This window comes from Mucilaginibacter rubeus, assembly GCF_014643835.1.
GTDB classification, from domain to species: domain Bacteria; phylum Bacteroidota; class Bacteroidia; order Sphingobacteriales; family Sphingobacteriaceae; genus Mucilaginibacter; species Mucilaginibacter rubeus.
Map to the genome: position 1 here is coordinate 1,305,559 of NZ_BMKD01000001.1, position 17,242 is coordinate 1,322,800.

Sequence of the window (17,242 nt, forward strand, 5' to 3'; positions counted from 1 at the left end):
AAGCTTGTGAACTAAAGTCATCAGCGGGATATTTCGTTCCCCTTATAGTTATGGGCAGCCTGGTCTGACCGGCCAGGCCTTTGATCTTCAATATCCCTGATCGCGGCATAATATCCGGGGCTTAACCTCCCTGCGGCTTCTTCATCACGCTTTTTATTGAACAAAGCGTTCAGACCGCGGTAAACCATATAAGACAGACCGCCATCAATCAATACAGAGGCTACAAGTGCCAACCTGTTCGAAAGGATACCCTGCCGGTCCGTTCCCGAATAATTGAATTTGGTGCCATCGGCAATCTGCACCTCCTTCCCCTTACGGTAATTCTCTTTTTGCGCAGGAGTAAGGAATTCATTGTTGACCATATCAGGTACCAGGATCTTCTCACTATCGGAAACTATAAACTCCCTCGTTTCTGCATCATATTCGACCAGCAGTTCCGTTTTGTTTCCTTTGTCGTCCTGTAGTATCCGTAACAGGTTTTGTATCTCTCCTTTCTGAAGCTGCTGCGCTTCGTTATCAGTTAGAAAATCAGGCGTTATCGCCGTATGATATATCGGGTGAACGAGTAGATTGGCTTTACCATTATCGTTCATTTTCAGGGAGATCCTGGCATGCAGCGATTTGATCCTGATATTTTCAGCCTCCAGGTCACTAAGTTCCAGTAAGTCCGTACGGCGGCCGGAGAGCAATGCCTTCAGGTCTTTTGCAAACCAAACGACAGGTCCGGCAGGATATTAGCTGCGCTTTTTACCCGTTTCATTTAAAATATCCCACTAACAAAATCCCCAACGAATAAATCGCCGGGGATTAGCATGGGGTGATTAGAAAAAATTTAATTAATTGGAAATATGCGGTATAAATCCCCCCTACAACCTATAGGGTCTCCATTTTTCAAAAAAGTAAACACAGGAGTAGGATTGGTTCACAACCAATATCGATTGATACAAAACCAGGTTTCAAAATAGACTAATGTACCTACGATTCGCCAACGTCTTTGCCTTCCTCCCAGCCAGGCAAATTTGCCTGTTCGAACGAGAACCGGGCAATTAGTGGCATCCACTTAATCAGCGATTCGGGCGATTGTGTAACTGTCTCCCAGTCTTCAATAGCCAGTGCTTTTTTAGCTGCTTTTCCAAGGCCTCCTTCAGCCGAACTTAGTTTCAACAATGCTTCTCTGAGTCCGCTGCCATTCAGAGCGAGCTTGTGGATCTCCTCCAGCAGTCCCGATACCCGGTGCCCGCTACCAGCTTGCAGTGCCAGAAGTATCATGGGTACCTGAAAGTCTCCGGGAAAATTTTCGTTTCCCTCAAAACCGGCAAGTTCTTCTTTCGGTACGAAAGCCTTTACGATCCTGTAAAGGTTGGTAAAACGCTTTGCAGTGCGGGGGCTGTTGATCAGTCGGAATAGTCGTTTAGCAAATGTTGCTTCCCAAGGCTTGATGAGTAGAGATTCGCCGCTGATTGTTAAATCTGAAGCATCTGCTTCAACTATTTCTTTTGTTTCTTGTTGCCATGTTTCTGACGCGCCTGCTGGCTCCGGCCCTTCCTCAGTAGCTGTGCCTGTTTTGCTATTTGTCGTTGAGTTTACTTCAGTTGGATCTCTTTCTGCTGTATTATTTTCTTCAGCACTTGCCTGCTGTTTCTTGTGGTTAACGTCCTGACTGGCGGCAGGCTGTTTGAATAAATTATCCATCAGCTTACTGAACCCTCCTTTGCCGACAGGGCGAAGACAGAAAGGTATTTGGAATATCTTCTCCAGGAAATCCTGCGGCGTAGCAAATCCCTCATCAGGAATACCACCGTTCTTACCTACGGCAGCTTCAAAAACGGTAAAGTTATTATCTATCGACCGTAACAGCCAGCGCGGATCAACACCTACAACGACAATAAAGAGTTCATAGGCTTGCATCAGGTGTACAGCACGCAGGACTTCAACAATCTTTTGACTTGGGCACCGGTCTAAATCGTCAATGTAGAGTATGATCCGGTCGATTGGTTTAAAGTTTTCCTGATTTCGGGGGACCCGTTTGAGCAAAGCAGTAAGGGAATCAAAATCCTTCCGCACAGTGGAGATCAGGCCAAGATGCTTGCGATAGTCGTCCGAGCGACTTCTCTCCCTGATAAAATGATTGAGACTGTAAGCTTCGTCAAGGCTGGCCAGCTCCTGCTCAAGTTCGTTTTTAGATTGCCTTGCTTCCTCTAATGCGCTTTCCGCCGCTTCAAATTTAAGCTTGGCGGAGCTCAACTGTTCGATTAGTTTTATTTCCGTTTCGCTTTTCTCCTGACGCTTTTCCGCCAGCTTTTCGTCTATACGCTTTTTAAGGATTTCTACCGCTGACAATGTCTGTCTAACCTTGCCCAGTCCGTTTCTGATGGTTAGAACGATGCCCGTAATGAAGGCGGATAGTTGGGCGAAGAAAGTTCCGACCGCACTCAAGCTGTTCTCCCAGTTAGCATATCGGTGCAGTGCCCAGCCAGCAAGTGGGAATACCAGTAAGATCAATACAAGCAGGAAAATGAGGACTTTCTTATTATCCGATTGCACGACCGAAACAAAAAGCGCGTTGATACGGCCTTTGATAGTAAGCGTTTCAGACAAGACAGCATTCAAATCTGATGCACGTGCAACGACTTCGGGTAAACCCAGATCCATGGCGGCTTTTTCGATCTGCTTCTTTTCCTGTTCGTTTAAAAGGCTATAAATATCTTCTCCGCTAAGTTCATGGAAATCGACAGGTTGGTTTTTACGGCTTTCTTCCACTTCGATAAGCAAACGCTGGGTGGCTTCAATTTCTGCAAGGGCACTCGACTGATTCGCTTGCTGGAGTTCAGTTGCCAGGTCTGCTTCCGCTATACCCGCTAAAATACTCTCCTTTTGCTGGTTTATTGTTTTGGGCGGAGCAATGTGATCCTGTAGTTTTTCAAAGATAACATCTACCATACTGGCCCATAGATTAGTATCCGAGTAATGCCATGCATTAAACGTGATCTGCACGGCTCGGGTATGAAAAGAACCATCCAGTTTGTTTTTATGAAGCAGTTGGAGCCTGATAACCTCCTTTTGCATAAATTCCATAAAGAAACTTTTACCGCTTCCCCAGTTACCGAACAGGCCGAGTGCCAATGGAGGGATGACCTCCCTGGCCATCATTACGGCGGTGAGGATCTTTGCTTCCTTACTAATATCCAGCCATTCCTTGCTCACATCAATACTGTCCGGATTATAACCGGAGATAAAGAGGCTGTCCTCGTCGGGCACTAGGCGGATATCGTCTAATAAAGTCAGGAACCGTGCGGCCGTGTTTTTCAGCTGCTGATCTGTCGCAAACTTGCCGAATAGTTCATCGATATGTTTCCGATCTGCCTTATTCAATATCATTGCAAAATTACGCACCGCATTGGGTTCAGAAGACTGAGACAGGATCAGCATCTTGCGGAGAAAATTCAACCAGTCCTCATCAGAAAGGAACTGGCTAATATTGTCTCCCATTGTGCTATTTGCGAGGGCGTAGAAAGCAGCATAAGTCAAATCGTCCAGTTGGTGCTCCAGGATAAACCGGACGATATCTTCAGTGAGCGCCGGTACCGGGGCTACGCGCAGGACACGCAGGGCAATGAGTAAGCGGCTAATTTCATCCTCGCGCGGCTCTGTTTTAATATCTGCCCGCAACCTGGCTATCACTTCCTGGCTGTCGGGAGCAAGCATTACCAGTGCTGTCAGTGATATTAAAGGCGAATCATCTGCGGCCGCCAACTCAATTGCTTCCCGCATATAACTTACCTGTTTTTGATATAACCCCGCTAAGACCCGGTATCTGACGTTTTCGTATGATTCTCCTGCCGGCCTCAAATGCTGTAACAATAGTTCTTTGTTCTTTTCTTCTTCGGGGTCATTCTGTATGAGTGCGCTCAACATCCATGACCGGATTGGAGCTACTTGTTCCGGTGGACGAGCGGGTATATAGTTTTTGTCAGGGATAAAATCTTTAAAGCGGTTCTTGATCTCCTCCCGCAGCCGGATGGAGAGCGCTGAACGGTTCAGCGTCCTGGAATCGCGGATCTGGCTGATTACACGAAAACGGTCTTCGTTAGAACCATCGGTAATTCTATAAACGATATTATCGAACCTGTTTGTGGCCCTATAAGCTTCCGGTGTCCCAATGAACCTGATCAGTTGATCATATGTGCGTTCATTGCGTGTACGCAGGTCAGCATAACGATTCTTTTTAAAAAAATCGTTTAGCTCTGACATCGCTTCCGCCGGCGGGTCGCCAATTAAAACCGGAATGACATGATTACCACTGGCGAGGGCCTGAGAAGAAAAAGGAAGATGCCTGGGTCCCCAACCTTCATTGCCTAATAGCACTAGAATTGTTTTTACCGAACCAAAAAGCTCAAGCTCTTTTTCAACGGGCGCACCACCCGGAATATCCCTTTCCCAGTAAAAAGTTGTATAGCCGCTATAATCGAGTTCCTCTGCGACTTCTTTTACAATGGCTTTTTCTTTGTCGTTATATAGGAAAAGAACGTCATATCGGATGTTCATGGTTAATAAGGTTGGTACGATAAATATACACAGCCCCTTTTGTATTTAAAAGATTATTCTATCAGTCATTTAAATAATGACGTAAGTTGTCGTCCTGAATAGAATTGGTTCAGGCGAATGCTCGTTATCTTGCTCATATCATTTTCCTGGATTGATCCAGTGGTTTAGAAAAGCCCGGGCCGCAGGTAACGGCATCAGCGGCGCCTAAACAAAAGATCAAAGCGCTTCCATATTTCCTGGCCTGCTTTTCTTTTATGTTTATTTTGCCGTTGAATAAGCTGTCAACTACAGGTCCGGGGACAGAAATGTCGCTTTTAAGTTAGTGTACATGGAGAAAGCACCTGATTTGGAATTTCTTAAAACAAGGCGCTCAAAATCAATCGCCCCTAAAAACTGAGCGGTTTTCGGTACTTAATATATCTCTATTAGCTGAAATTAGGTTTTCAGCTTCATAGCCTGACATTGGAGATTTTGAATCTTATGACACTGTCAACCCTTGTTTTCAGGCCTTGGGCAAATGCCTGCCAGATCGTGTAATCATCATGAACCAAAGCATTAACAGCTTGAAATGTTGATCCAGTTTTACTGTTGAATTCACGGCTGTTACGCGTCATGAAGTTCCTGGTTACATTAACATCAATTAATACGGGGAGGATATATACAGCGCTGCATAATTACTCAAAATGTCGCTGGTTTCGTAAAAGATGGTAGCTTATCCGTACACATCTTCGTAACAGCCAGTTTCCAATACGACGGTGATGATCGTTTTCATTTTAGCCCAACCCACCTTTCTTTTCCAATCCCCGATATCCCGTTTTCGCTTGTCCATGTCTTTCGGCGGTAATTGGTTTTCCGTCTTCGCGCGCCTTCTGATCATTGATATTTGCTCGTCCATAGTATTAGGCCCGATAGCTCTTCTTCTTTGATTCACGCTGATTAGATCGTCAAATGCCTTTTCTTAAACTTTTAATTGTCGGATAGTCCAGGTGGTCATAATGATCATGAGAGATGATCGGAATATCGATAGCTGGCATGTCTTGTACAGTGTAATGGCTGGCACCATCAAATGCGCTGACTACTCCGGGCAAAGGACCCGCAAGGCTACTGAATATCAGATCGATCGATATATTGATCCTCGTATGTTTGATCAATACCGAAGAGTGGCCAAACCAGACGACCACGGGCTTATCATCCGATAGTCCTTTCAGATTGGTTTTTGACCCAGGGAAGAAGGCTTAGGCGGCTTTACAGAATCCGGATGACTGAAAAGCATCCGCAAAAGGCTGATACGTTTGGCCTGCTGTGTGTCATCGGCATATTTTAAATTTTGAAACTGGCTGTTAACATAATTAGATTGAAGAGCATATTTCGTAGTATCATCCTTCCCAGGACTCCCGCCTAAAGAAGTCACCAGCCCGCAACCAAAAGGCAAGGAAATTGCCGCAAGAAAGCAACAGAATAAAAACAAGGCCCTTTTAAACAAGCTTTTGATTCTAAACATCATAACAACATCTTTACAAAGCACTGTATTTATTATCTTCTACAATTCGAAAATGCCAGTTAATCTGATGGTCTATAATTTACCGCAGGTTTAGTGGTATCTGCGCTGCTAATTGTTGCGGTTGCCCGGCTAGCAAATAGTATCTCAATACGAGGTATTAATGGTTTGATTGTTACGATTGGTTACTTTAATTGACCAGTGGAAATTGTCGGATTTGCCGATATCCATCAGCACGGCATCCTGGTAGCTTTTGCCATTATAATCAAACCTGACATTGGCCTGACCAAAACTATTGTTAGCCCCGTCATGAGACCGGTAAGAAAGGCTGCTGTGGCTGGAGGTAGCGCAGCCCGAACTGGAGCAGGCGCTGCGGACATTGCTGTAATCAAAAAAATGCACAGTACCATTTATATGTAAGCCGTCTGATTCATAATCTTTAAAGGTGACGACCACATCGATGGTAGACGTGTTAGTGCTGGAAGTTGATGACGAGGCGTGTGTAGCGGCATAACTACCGTTGACGGTTGCCGTTCCGGACGAGCCATTAAGTACGGTATTGGTATAAGTTTGGACAGTTTTGGAGAGATTCGGCCTCAGCGCGGCTGTCCACAAACCATTCATTTTTGAAAACAGCGCTTTGGCACCGGTCTCATCACTGATTGGCGTCCCGCCGCCATTGTTATCGTTTCCCTCTTTTTTGCAGGCAGCCAGCACGCAAACGGCGGCCAGAGCGATGGTGATCAATTTGTTTTTCATGGTGTGATTTTTTTATTCAAAATTATCGGGCTGCTTTGCCTGGATCAATAGAACAAAAGTTACATTTTATGTAAATTAGTGGCGTGCAGGTTAAATACATTTTCTATTTAACATTCGGGGTACTGCTTTTTTTAGCGGTAAGTGCCTGCGCACAGATGGAAACGGGGCTGGATAAAGACAGTCTGAAAAGAAAGCTATCGGTTATGCATGCAGATTCCGATAAGGTGCAGACCCTGATCAGGCTGGGGCAGCAATACGAAACCAATACCCCGGATTCGGCTTTGTATTATTATGAGGCTGCGGGCAAATTGAGTGAAGGTATACATTACCTGCAAGGCACGTTGCGTTATATCGCCAACTATACCGCCGTGCTGAACGTCCAGGGAAAGTTTAAAGAATCATTGCAGCTTAATTTAAGGGCAATAGGTATTGCCCGGAAGGGCCATTTGCAGCGGCAATTAATGAAGGCGCTCATCAATACCGCGGTCGTTTACCAATATACGGAGCATTACCGGGAAGCGGTGAATTATTATCTGCAGGCGCTGCCGCTGGTCGATTCTATAGGAACTTTACAGGAACGTTCGATCACTTACGGGAACCTATGCAGCCTTTACCGTAATTTAAAACAGCCGCAAAGCGCGTTACGGTACGCTCGGCTGGCATTGGCTTTCGGCGAAAAGAACCGGGATGATTACACGGTCGCGATGGCTTGTATAAACCTGGCTAATTGCCTGAAAGATATGGGAAAGGTACGTGAAGCGATCATTGATATAGAGCGGGCAGGAAGACTTGGCCTTAAATTAAATGACGATAATATACAGGAAACGGCCTTGATCAATCTTGGGGACGCTTACCTGTCGCTTAAAGAACCGGCTAAATATGTTCCGGCTTACAATGCGGCCCTGCCCCTCGCCCGCAAAATAAGTGACGTATCCGGGGAGTGTTTTGCTTTACACGGGGTCGCCCTGGGCATGTTTTTTAAAAAAGAATATCTCCAGGCAGAACGGCTGCTGAACACCTCTATGGCATTTGCCAGGCAGCACGACCAAAAGGAGGCCTGGAGCCGCATGCTGCTGCTCATGTCTGACGTGCAGATCGCACTGGGCCGCCCGGAAGCTTCGGAAGACTACCGCGGACGCTATGATTCAGTGACTAACGTGTTACTGAATGCATCACTGTTAAAAAACATACAGGAACTCGAAGCGCGGTATGGGGCGGAAAAAAAACGACGACAGCTTTTGCAGAAAGACCTACAGTTAGCGCGTAAGCAACGCTGGCTGGTGATCTCTTTGGCAGGATTAGCGGTATTGGGTCTGGTATTTTTGCTGGTTTACCGTAGGCAGGAAACCCTGCGGGTAAAAGCGATGCTAACCGGTGAGCAGCAGGAACGCCGTCGGATCAGCCAGGAAATGCATGACGACATGGGATCCGGATTAACCCGCTTATTGTTCTTAACCCGTTCTTTGATAGCCGGTCATGAGGCCGCGCCGAAGATCAGCGATGCTGTTAATGGCCTGATCCGCCAAATGAACGAAGTGATCTGGATGATGAATAACGAGCGGGATACGCTGGAAAGTTTGGTCGCTTACTTGCGTGCCGCTTGCGCGGAGCTACTGGATGCGTCAGGTATAGCTATGATCTTTACAGTACCGGATAAAATGCCGGACGTGATCTTAGCGCAGGAAGTAAGGCGGAATATGTACTTAGCTGTCAAGGAAGCCGTGCACAATGCGTGCAAGCATTCAGGGGCAAACACTATTACTATTGCCATCATTACGGATAAGGAATTAGCGGTTTCTGTACAGGATAACGGCCGGGGCATAGACCTGGCCGGAGCGGCTTTGGGCAATGGGTTAGGTAATATGCAGCAGCGTATGGAAAATATAGGCGGAAATCTTGAAATAGTTAGCGAAGCCGGGACACTACTGCGCTTCTCGGTGCCGCTATCCATATGACTTTTGTTCTATTATAAATGTGAGTAGCAAACAGGAACTTTACCTGATGGAAAATATACGCGTAAGTATTGTAGAGGATATGCCCGAGGTTAGGGATGGCCTGCGTTTCATTGTTGGTCAGGCTACCGGCCTGAGTTGTCTGGCGACTTATAGCAGCGGCGAAGAGGCTTATGCCGGCGTGCTGGCAGCGCCACCCGATATTGTGATTATGGATATTTCGCTGCCAGGCGAAACGGGTATTGATTGTATCAGGAGATTAAAAAGCAGGGGATTCGCCGGTCAGTTCCTGATGTTTACGGTTTACGAAGACAGCGACCAGATTTTTGAGGCGCTGAACGCCGGCGCCAGCGGCTATTTGCTTAAAAGCGCCGCACCCGAGAAGATTGTCTCTGCCGTTCAGGAACTTTATGAAGGCGGTTCCCCGATGAGCGCCGCCATCGCCAGGCGGGTGGTCAACTCATTTCGCTCGTCGGGTGAAGGCGATAAACTGAGTTCACGTGAAATGGAGGTACTGAACTTGTTATCGAAAGGCTTTTTATACAAGGAGATCGCGGCGCAGCTTTTCCTGAGCGTGGGTACCATCCGGCAGCATATCCATCATATCTATGAGAAGCTGCATGTGCAAAACCGCACCGAAGCGCTCAATAAGGTGTTTGGCAAAATGTAACCTTGGTTCTATTGAGGCGCTTTCTTCAGCGGGCTAATTTTGATGCATCACTCACCAAAATCAAAGCTTATGAAAACGCTGAAAATGTTCATCCTTTTAGCCGCCCTTCCTGTCCTGGCTGCGGCACAAACCAAAGAACAAGCGCTCCAAAGTATTAAAGACCGCAAAGGCTGGTACATCGGTCTGGGTATTTATTACGCTAACCTGACCACGCATTGGAAGTACGATCAAACGCCGCCGGGCACCGGCGTGCCTTTCTTCGATGCTCGCAGGGTTTCGGCCACGAGGAAAGCCGTACGCTAATCACCCTTGGTATCGAGCGTAAATCCATTTTTGGGACACCGGCCCTCAGAGACGGTATATTTGTCAACCATTATGATTATAGCGGTAACTATCGGGGGACGGAATATACACCCATCTATAATTTCGTTGATTTTGATTTCGGCGCTGATGTATTGATCGACCCCACTGGCAAAACTTACGCGCATTGGCTGGACACCGATGAGCCTATATCTTCCGGCGGGCTAAGCGCCGGCGCTTCCGCTTATATCCGTATGTCCTGGCAATTCATTTTATCACCCAAACTTCGCTTTACACCGTTCTCCGTGGCCATTGGCGGGCAATATCTGCATATCAAAAATAACGGTGATGGCTCAGCCCAAAGCCCGCTATTGAAGGATTTTAATTACGACCAGGGCTGGAATGAAAACCTCAGCACGCTTTACTTATCAGTGGGAACACTGGGCATAGAAACCGGCAGTCTGAGCATTACACCGGAGGTGAGGGTACTCACGCTCAGCGCTGCTTCTACCAGCCTTAAACCCGCCCGTATCATTGGCGATGTGCAAAAGGAGTCGAATCCGACATTGATCAGCGTGGGGGTCAAGGTGTTGAAGAAGTTTTAATGGCCATCATCAACACTTGTGATTCTAATTAATTTCAAAATTTTAATCTCATTGCGAAAAATCCGCAAACACCGATTTAAGCCAGAGAATCTGGCCTTATGCATATAATCTTAGTATGACAACAGTTATAAGACGCATTGCCGAACAAACCATACTTGCAAACGCATTGGCCCCGGTTGAAACTAAGCTTAAGAAAACTGATTTAAAATAAGGAAATCAGCGAATTAAATCCAATTTGAAACTTATTCCGACAAACCGAAAACAATCTCCGTCATATCTCAAAACAGCCTGTCTTAGCAAGAATGTTATTTTTATTTGGATTTATTCTAAATAATGAGTTATTTTTGGCGCATCATTTAATCCCGCCATTCATGAAACGAAATATACCTTAAGCGATTGTTAAAAAAATGAACCCGGTGCTCCGTCGCCAAACATCACACCGGGTATTGTCAACAGATCCTTCAACCTATTAACTATTACAAAACTATGGATTATTTATTACTATGCGGTAATACCTTTACATCCTGCCCTTTCAAACGTATCTTTAAAGCAACCTGTACCATTATTTTTATCCTTTGCAGTCAATTCAGTTTCGCCCAATCACCAACAGCGACCATCCAGGGGACGATCAAAACGCACGGAGGCTTAACTGCTGCCTCGGCAACGGTCTCTTTAAATGGAACCTATAAAGGGGCAACCGCATCGGATAGCGGCACTTACCGCATCAGCAACATCCATCCTGGTAAATATACCGTCGTGGCAAAACTGGTAGGCTACCTCTCCTCTTCCAGGGAAATTGTACTTCATGCAGGTGAAACTTTAAGTATTGATTTCACCCTTGCCGACGATAAGCGGGAATTAAATGAAGTGACCGTCAGCTCCGGCTATAATAAGTTTGCTAAAAAGGAAACGCAGTCCGTTGCCAAAATGCCGTTAAAAAACCTGGAAAACCCGCAGGTATACAACGTGGTGCCCAAGGAACTCCTGCAAGACCAGGTGATCGTCAGCTATAATGATGTACTGAAGAACGTTACGGGCGTCAGTCAATCCCTCGTCAACGGCTCCAATTCTTTTAACCTGAGAGGATTCAGTACTTCCAGTTATCTTCGTAATGGCCTTCAGGACACCAAGCCAAACAGCATCGAAGTTGCTAATATCGAACGCATAGAAGTGCTGAAAGGCCCTTCCGCAACCTTATTTGGCAACGCTTTGTCCTCTTTTGGCGGTTTGCTGAACCGGGTAACCAAAAAACCTTTCGAAACTTTTGATGGTGAGCTCACTTATACCGTTGGCGGTTTCGGGCTGAACAGAGTTACAGGAGACTTCAATACACCGCTCAACAAAGAAAAAGGCTTATACCTGCGCACCAATGTTGCCTATAACAATGAAGGCAGTTTTCAGGATGCGGGCTTTACCAAACGTTTCTTTCTCGCGCCTTCGTTATTGTACAAGGTTAACGACCGATTAACCCTTTCCTTTGATGCCGAGATCTATAACCAGAAAGCCAATGATTTTAACCGACTGTTTCCGCAGGCATCTTTTACAAAGACCAACCCCACCACGCTGGGCATCGACTGGACAAAGTCCTACAGCAGCAATGACTTGTATCAAACCACGCCCTCGGTGAGTATCTATGGCCAGGCCTTATATAAGATTTCCGATCACTGGAAATCGCAAACTTCATTCTCACAAACCAATTCCGGTGTGGAAGGGTACTGGAGCTACAACAACATTTTAGGAGACACTGTGGTATCCCGTAACCCGGCCTATCGGAATACGGATTATAACTACACCGAATTTCAGCAAAACTTCAACGGCGATTTTATGATCGGCGGACTGCGTAACCGCTTAGTGGCCGGGCTGGATTACTTTACCAATACGATTAAAAACTCTGGCGTACAGATCTATGGATTTGACCAGGTTAAGATCAGCGGGAACGATCCGCGCTATAACCAACTGACTCCCGCCGCGCTTGATAAAGCTTTTGCGGCTATTCCCTATACCAAAACCCAAGGTTCGCAAAGCATTTACAGTGCCTATGTCTCCGACGTTTTAAACGTTACTGACCAGCTTTTAGCGATGGCCAGTTTACGTGTTGATCACTTTGTGAATGATGGCACCAGGAACATTAATACCGGGACGACCACGGGCAAATACAATCAAACGGCGCTATCACCCAAATTAGGCCTGGTTTATCAGCTCATCCCCGAACAGGTCGCTCTCTTCGGTAACTACATGAATGGCTTCAGCAACAATGCCCCGGTAAGCCAGCCGGACGGATCGCTTTCCGCTTTCAAACCAAGCCAGGCCAACCAATGGGAAAGCGGTGTAAAGCTGGACTTGTTCAATGGCAAATTAAACAGCACGGTAAGCTATTACCATATCAAAGTAAGTGATGTGATCCACAGTGATTTTACGCCAGGGCGTTCTGCCTACCAGGTTCAGGACGGCGGGCAGTTGAGCAAAGGCTACGAAGCCGAGGTGATCGCCCATCCTTTCGCAGGTTTTAATCTGATCGCCGGTTATGCGCATAACGATATTTACACGATTAACACTAATCCTAATGTAGACGGTTTGCGCCAATGGACTGGGCCGTCAGAAACGGCAAACCTTTGGTTAAGCTATCATTTTCTCAAAAGTAAGTTTAAAGGCCTGGGTCTGGGTATTGGCGGTAACTATAACGGCAAAGCTTATATCATGCAATCCAGGTCCGCAGGAGAGTTCTACCTGCCTGCTTATACTGTATTGAATGCCGCAATCAGCTACGATCAGCCGGTTTACCGGGTAAGTTTAAAGATGGATAACCTGACCGATAAAGTGTATTGGGGCAGTTACGTGAGCCAGATGATGCCACGCAGGTTCAGTGCAACGATCGCCTTTAAATTAAAATAATGAGCGCTTTAAATATCAAAAGATGGTTTTGGATCCACCGCTGGACCAGCCTGATCTGTACGTTATTCCTGCTGCTGCTATGCCTTACCGGGCTGCCGCTGATATTTCACGAAGAGATAGAACAGCTTTTAAGTACGGATGCCCCCTACCAGGTTTTGCCTGAAAATACGCCAATGGCCAATCTGGATCAAATGCTTAACGCTGCGCAGCGGCGCTATCCCAAAGAAACATTAAGTTTCGCTTTTATAGATGATGATGAGCCGCAGGTTGTTATTTATATGATGCCGGACCTTAAAGGCAAGCCCGACACCAGGCATGCCATGCAGTTCGACGCCCGTACGGGAAAATTATTGAAGGATGAGCCTCCCGCGTCCCGGCAGCCGCAAACTTTCCTGGGGTTGATGTTTTCTCTGCATACTGATCTGTTCGCAGGCTTGCCGGGCGAGTTATTTTTGTGCCTGATGGGGCTTCTTTTTGTATTTTCCATTATTTCGGGGATCGTATTATACGGTACCTTCATGAAAAAGCTGGACTTTGGTACCGTTCGAAAAGGGCGCTCCGCCCGCCTGAAATGGCTCGACCTGCATAACCTTATCGGGATCGCGACCGCTGTCTGGCTGCTTGTTGTCGGCGTAACGGGCGTGATCAATGAGCTTTCCAAACCACTTTTCGGACTGTGGCAAATGACGGACGTTAAAAAGATGCTGATGCAGTACCAGAACCGGCCGCTGCCGGAGCCTGGTCATTTGAGTTCGGTACAGGCAGCTTATAACACCACTAAAAAAGCGTTACCTGGTATGACGATAACCAGTGTCATTTATCCGGGAAATGTATTTGGAACTCCTTATCATTTCTTACTTTATACCAAAGGAAGTTCCGCCCTGACTTCCCGGTTATTTACACCGGTACTGATCGATGCCTGGACCGGCAAGCTGGATGCTATAGTGAACATGCCGGGTTATTTAAAAAGCCTAGAGATCTCACGTCCGCTTCATTTCGGCGACTATGGCGGTTTGCCCCTGAAAATTATCTGGGCTGTATTTGATTTGCTTGCCGTAGTGGTCTTAATCAGCGGAATCTATTTATGGATTGTCCGGCGAAAATTTTACGCCGATTACTTTTTAAACTTATCCAAGGAAGAAACCAATGAATAATTTGCAATTCAAGAAAGTATGGGCCATGCCGCTGCTGCTAGCGGCCCTGACCTTGTTTGGCCTGCTTGCCGCGTTGTTAGGTGCCGGGTATTGGTGCCTTTTCGCCTGGATTACCATCTTGGTGCCTTTGCTGCTGATTATCCAAAAGACATGGCTTAAGCGATAAGGCTTAAAGTGAAGCGATTATATGCACGGTGTGATGGTACTATCTCAGGAAATCAACGAGTTACTCGCTCCTGCGCCTTTCATTGTTAATTTCCTTACGAGCAGATCGATTTTGGAAATGAGTGGCGAGCCACAGAGGGTACAATGATGAGACACCGCTAATGTTTTCTCGTTAAATTGTAATGATAAAGTTAGGACCGTTTCCTGATTATAGATAGACACGCTGCACTTTTTATTAAAGCAATAATAATTCACGGTGGCGTTTTCCATTTTCGGTTTTTACCTGGAATACCGCTAACATAGTGCCAAATCGCTGTGGGAATTTGTTCTAGTTGGAAATTGGTTAGTTTTTCTCTTATCGTTGTGCTACATGTGAAATTATAATTCGATCGTCTGATAACCAGGTCAGACCAGTGGTTTTGAATTTCGCAGCTCTTCAAAGAGTTCAATAACTTTTTTTTGCAGATCGATCACTTCGGTCTCCCGGGCAAATAGCTTCTCGTGCAGTACGTTAAGCTTATTGGGCCATTGGTTGAAGTTTGCATCGTTAAGTGTTAAAAGCTCGGTTACTGAGATTTCAAAGACAGCGGCAATTTGTGCGAGTCTTGACAAGTAATTTTGGAAAAATTTGCTGAACACATCGCTCCCGAAAGGCAGTCGCATTTCGCCTCCCTTTAATAAAATGGCTAACTTAGCAGGTGATGACCGACATTGAACGTTTCAACCTCTATTGGCTTAACCATGCCATGACTGCCCCGGTAGCGTCGGCAGAACAGTATTATTTCGATGCCCATACCAAAACGCCTTGTCGAACGGTTAGCAGGCATCGACGCTGAAGCATCTGAAATCGTTGAAATTCCAAGATTGAATGTCCGGGACAAGGTTTCCGTGCAATTGTTATTTCTGTCGAAATTCCCCGGCATTATCCATGAGGAAAAGCTGAGGCTTGCCGCCGAACAGCAACAGGATGCCCAGGGTTTTATCCTGGATAAACTCGAAGCTATGGACCCTGTCCTGCTACCTTTGTCAGGGTACTGGGAAGACTTTAAGTTAAAGACGATCCAATATTACCTGGAAAAATTCACCGGCATCATCGGCATAGCCTCAAAAATGTTTTAAATTAGGCTGCAATCTGAAAACTGAGTTAGATCGTAATTTTTTTAATCAATTATGAGGCTTATACTGCCCATCTTATTTTTGACGATACTCTCGATAAAAGCATTTTCTCGGGAGGTGGCATCTGATAGTCTTGCAAATATTGCGCGAAATGCGATGTTCACCGATGCTTACATTCAAATTGAAGGTAAATTACACTCGAAAAAACTAAAAGTGGAGGTTAATTTGGGAGATACCCCGGAACAGACGAAGGCAGGAAAGGAGTATTCCGAAAAGCTGACAGGTAAAAGTCATATGCTGCTATCTTAAATTTCATGGTTCAAAACGAATTCGAACCCGTTCAAACGCTTGGATACACGGAGGCCATTCGGGAACAGGCGGCACTACGGGTATTTTTTTTATCACGAAGAAAAATACAGCGCCCCGATAGCCATTCGTAATGATCAACTTGCGTAAAAGTAATCCTGAGGTTATTTGTCAATGCTTTCACTTTCTCCTGATGCTCAGCGAAAAGCGGGGCAGTACCGTTTTTCCGTTTTTCACCCTTTGTTTTTCCCCTCACCAGCCTGCTTCCTTCTTGCCTCGTTTCTAAAAGCCGTTACTATTGTGGCAGGTCAATCTAAACCGTTATTCAAACAATTCCTGGCTATCGACATAATAGGCTTTGCGTTTATCGAGCTCGGCTTTAAGAATAGGTTCACCGCTGAGTGTCAAGGTTTGTTTCGGCCGGCGCACCTGCAGAAAATCGCGTTCCTTTTCAGTGATGGTTATCCGGAAAGTTTTTACGGATATGGTTTTCTGCATCAGTAATAAATCTTTAATAGCCTGGGTTAAAATTTCAATATCGGCTTCAGGTATTTTATTGGCTTTACAGCTGTTGCCGGCCTACGCCTCGTCGTAACGATCATTCCGCCAGGGATAGGCGGTGTTGGAATAACCACGCTCTTCCCAGAAACCCAGCTTGTTCTCCGCCAGGAACTGGATGCGTTTGATCCATTTGGCGCCTTTCCAGGCATAGAGCTGCGGCGTGACCATGCGGCAAGGGCCGCCATGTTCCTGGGGCAGCGGCTGCCCATCGAAGGTGTGGACTAACAGTACATCCGGCTTCAGTGCTTCTTCCAAAGCGATATTGGTGGTATAAGTATCGTAACCATAACAAAGCAGGTGCGTCGCTTCGGGCTTGGGTAGCACAAGCGCGGCCAAATCGATCAGGCTGACGCCTTTCCAGTGCATATCCAGCTTGGACCAGGTGGTAACGCAATGAAAGTCGGATGTATCTTTCGTTTGGGGCAGGGTCATAAAGTCTTTCCAGGTCAGCACGACCGGGTGTTCTACAGCGCCGTCAATGGTCAGCCGCCACCGTTCCTGCGGGATATTGGGATGATAGCCCAGGTCAAGGACGGGCCACTTGACCGTTTTGGTCTGCCCGATCGGGATTGCGGGCATGCCATGACGGTTAGGCGGGCCGGAGCCTTTCGGCTGATCGTCCGCCAGTGAAGGCGTCGCCTGCATCTGCTGCTCGAAGCGTGCTTTAAGTTTCATCCGCGCTTCTATGATACGTTCCAGTTTTTCCGGTTCTTCCATAC

The 17,242-nt window shown here is 46.4% G+C and carries 17 protein-coding genes; 10 read left to right on the plus strand and 7 right to left on the minus strand.

Annotation, left to right across the window (positions count from 1 at the left end; all coding sequences use genetic code 11):
* Positions 1-20 precede the first annotated feature (20 nt).
* Together IEX80_RS05285 and IEX80_RS05290 are read right to left on the minus strand one after the other, a co-directional pair.
* Entirely contained in the window at positions 21-698 is a 678-nt protein-coding gene (locus IEX80_RS05285; RefSeq protein ID WP_262892433.1) for a DUF4099 domain-containing protein, read from the minus strand.
* A 277-nt stretch (positions 699-975) separates the two neighbouring features.
* A complete protein-coding gene (locus tag IEX80_RS05290; protein ID WP_188832247.1) occupies positions 976-4,545 on the minus strand; it encodes a P-loop NTPase fold protein in 3,570 nt (1,189 codons plus the stop codon).
* A gap of 1,001 nt (positions 4,546-5,546) precedes the next feature.
* On the opposite strand from IEX80_RS05290, the gene IEX80_RS27775 reads away from it, so the two are divergent.
* Positions 5,547-5,744 (plus strand): hypothetical protein, encoded by a 198-nt coding sequence (locus tag IEX80_RS27775; RefSeq protein WP_229701518.1) that lies wholly within the window; start codon positions 5,547-5,549, stop codon positions 5,742-5,744.
* 5 nt (positions 5,745-5,749) lie between these two features.
* Here the strand turns inward: IEX80_RS27775 and IEX80_RS05300 are convergent, their stop codons facing one another.
* Complete coding sequence (locus IEX80_RS05300; RefSeq protein ID WP_188832249.1) at positions 5,750-6,049, minus strand: hypothetical protein; 300 nt, start codon at positions 6,047-6,049, stop codon at positions 5,750-5,752.
* A 141-nt stretch (positions 6,050-6,190) separates the two neighbouring features.
* Positions 6,191-6,802 (minus strand): hypothetical protein, encoded by a 612-nt coding sequence (locus IEX80_RS05305; protein WP_188832250.1) that lies wholly within the window; start codon positions 6,800-6,802, stop codon positions 6,191-6,193.
* Positions 6,803-6,885: 83 nt separating this feature from the next.
* Here IEX80_RS05305 and IEX80_RS05310 point away from each other — a divergent pair, with 83 nt between their 5' ends.
* The 7 genes from IEX80_RS05310 (at position 6,886) to IEX80_RS05340 (ending at position 14,541) form a co-directional block, all read left to right on the plus strand.
* Positions 6,886-8,757: a tetratricopeptide repeat-containing sensor histidine kinase gene (locus IEX80_RS05310; protein WP_188832251.1), complete on the plus strand. Its 1,872-nt coding sequence runs from the start codon at positions 6,886-6,888 to the stop codon at positions 8,755-8,757.
* Positions 8,758-8,803: 46 nt separating this feature from the next.
* The gene (locus IEX80_RS05315) at positions 8,804-9,424 is read left to right on the plus strand and encodes a response regulator (protein WP_188832252.1); all 621 of its coding nucleotides are present in this window, start codon (positions 8,804-8,806) and stop codon (positions 9,422-9,424) included.
* Between the two features lie 69 nt (positions 9,425-9,493).
* Positions 9,494-9,727 carry a hypothetical protein gene (locus IEX80_RS05320; RefSeq protein WP_188832253.1) on the plus strand — a complete coding sequence of 78 codons (234 nt, stop codon included), beginning with the start codon at positions 9,494-9,496 and terminating at the stop codon, positions 9,725-9,727.
* Complete coding sequence (locus IEX80_RS05325; protein ID WP_188832254.1) at positions 9,640-10,329, plus strand: hypothetical protein; 690 nt, start codon at positions 9,640-9,642, stop codon at positions 10,327-10,329. The genes IEX80_RS05320 and IEX80_RS05325 overlap by 88 nt, the downstream gene beginning before the upstream one ends.
* Before the next feature lie 486 nt (positions 10,330-10,815).
* Positions 10,816-13,221 carry a TonB-dependent receptor gene (locus tag IEX80_RS05330; protein WP_188832255.1) on the plus strand — a complete coding sequence of 802 codons (2,406 nt, stop codon included), beginning with the start codon at positions 10,816-10,818 and terminating at the stop codon, positions 13,219-13,221.
* A complete protein-coding gene (locus IEX80_RS05335; RefSeq protein WP_188832256.1) occupies positions 13,221-14,375 on the plus strand; it encodes a PepSY-associated TM helix domain-containing protein in 1,155 nt (384 codons plus the stop codon). Before IEX80_RS05330 ends, IEX80_RS05335 begins: the two co-directional genes overlap by 1 nt.
* Positions 14,368-14,541: a hypothetical protein gene (locus IEX80_RS05340; RefSeq protein ID WP_188832257.1), complete on the plus strand. Its 174-nt coding sequence runs from the start codon at positions 14,368-14,370 to the stop codon at positions 14,539-14,541. Before IEX80_RS05335 ends, IEX80_RS05340 begins: the two co-directional genes overlap by 8 nt.
* A 404-nt stretch (positions 14,542-14,945) precedes the next feature.
* Here the strand turns inward: IEX80_RS05340 and IEX80_RS05345 are convergent, their stop codons facing one another.
* Positions 14,946-15,203, minus strand: a complete 258-nt coding sequence (locus tag IEX80_RS05345; RefSeq protein ID WP_188832258.1) for a hypothetical protein — start codon at positions 15,201-15,203, stop codon at positions 14,946-14,948.
* 123 nt (positions 15,204-15,326) lie between these two features.
* Here IEX80_RS05345 and IEX80_RS05350 point away from each other — a divergent pair, with 123 nt between their 5' ends.
* Positions 15,327-15,659 (plus strand): hypothetical protein, encoded by a 333-nt coding sequence (locus tag IEX80_RS05350; protein ID WP_188832259.1) that lies wholly within the window; start codon positions 15,327-15,329, stop codon positions 15,657-15,659.
* Between the two features lie 51 nt (positions 15,660-15,710).
* Positions 15,711-15,965 (plus strand): hypothetical protein, encoded by a 255-nt coding sequence (locus tag IEX80_RS05355; protein WP_188832260.1) that lies wholly within the window; start codon positions 15,711-15,713, stop codon positions 15,963-15,965.
* Between the two features lie 318 nt (positions 15,966-16,283).
* Here the strand turns inward: IEX80_RS05355 and IEX80_RS05360 are convergent, their stop codons facing one another.
* Both IEX80_RS05360 and IEX80_RS05365 read right to left on the minus strand, forming a co-directional pair.
* On the minus strand, positions 16,284-16,460 hold the full coding sequence (locus IEX80_RS05360) for a hypothetical protein (protein WP_188832261.1): 177 nt from the start codon (positions 16,458-16,460) through the stop codon (positions 16,284-16,286).
* Between the two features lie 81 nt (positions 16,461-16,541).
* Positions 16,542-17,240, minus strand: coding sequence for a sulfite oxidase-like oxidoreductase (locus IEX80_RS05365; protein WP_188832262.1), 699 nt, complete (start codon positions 17,238-17,240; stop codon positions 16,542-16,544).
* Positions 17,241-17,242: the final 2 nt, after the last annotated feature.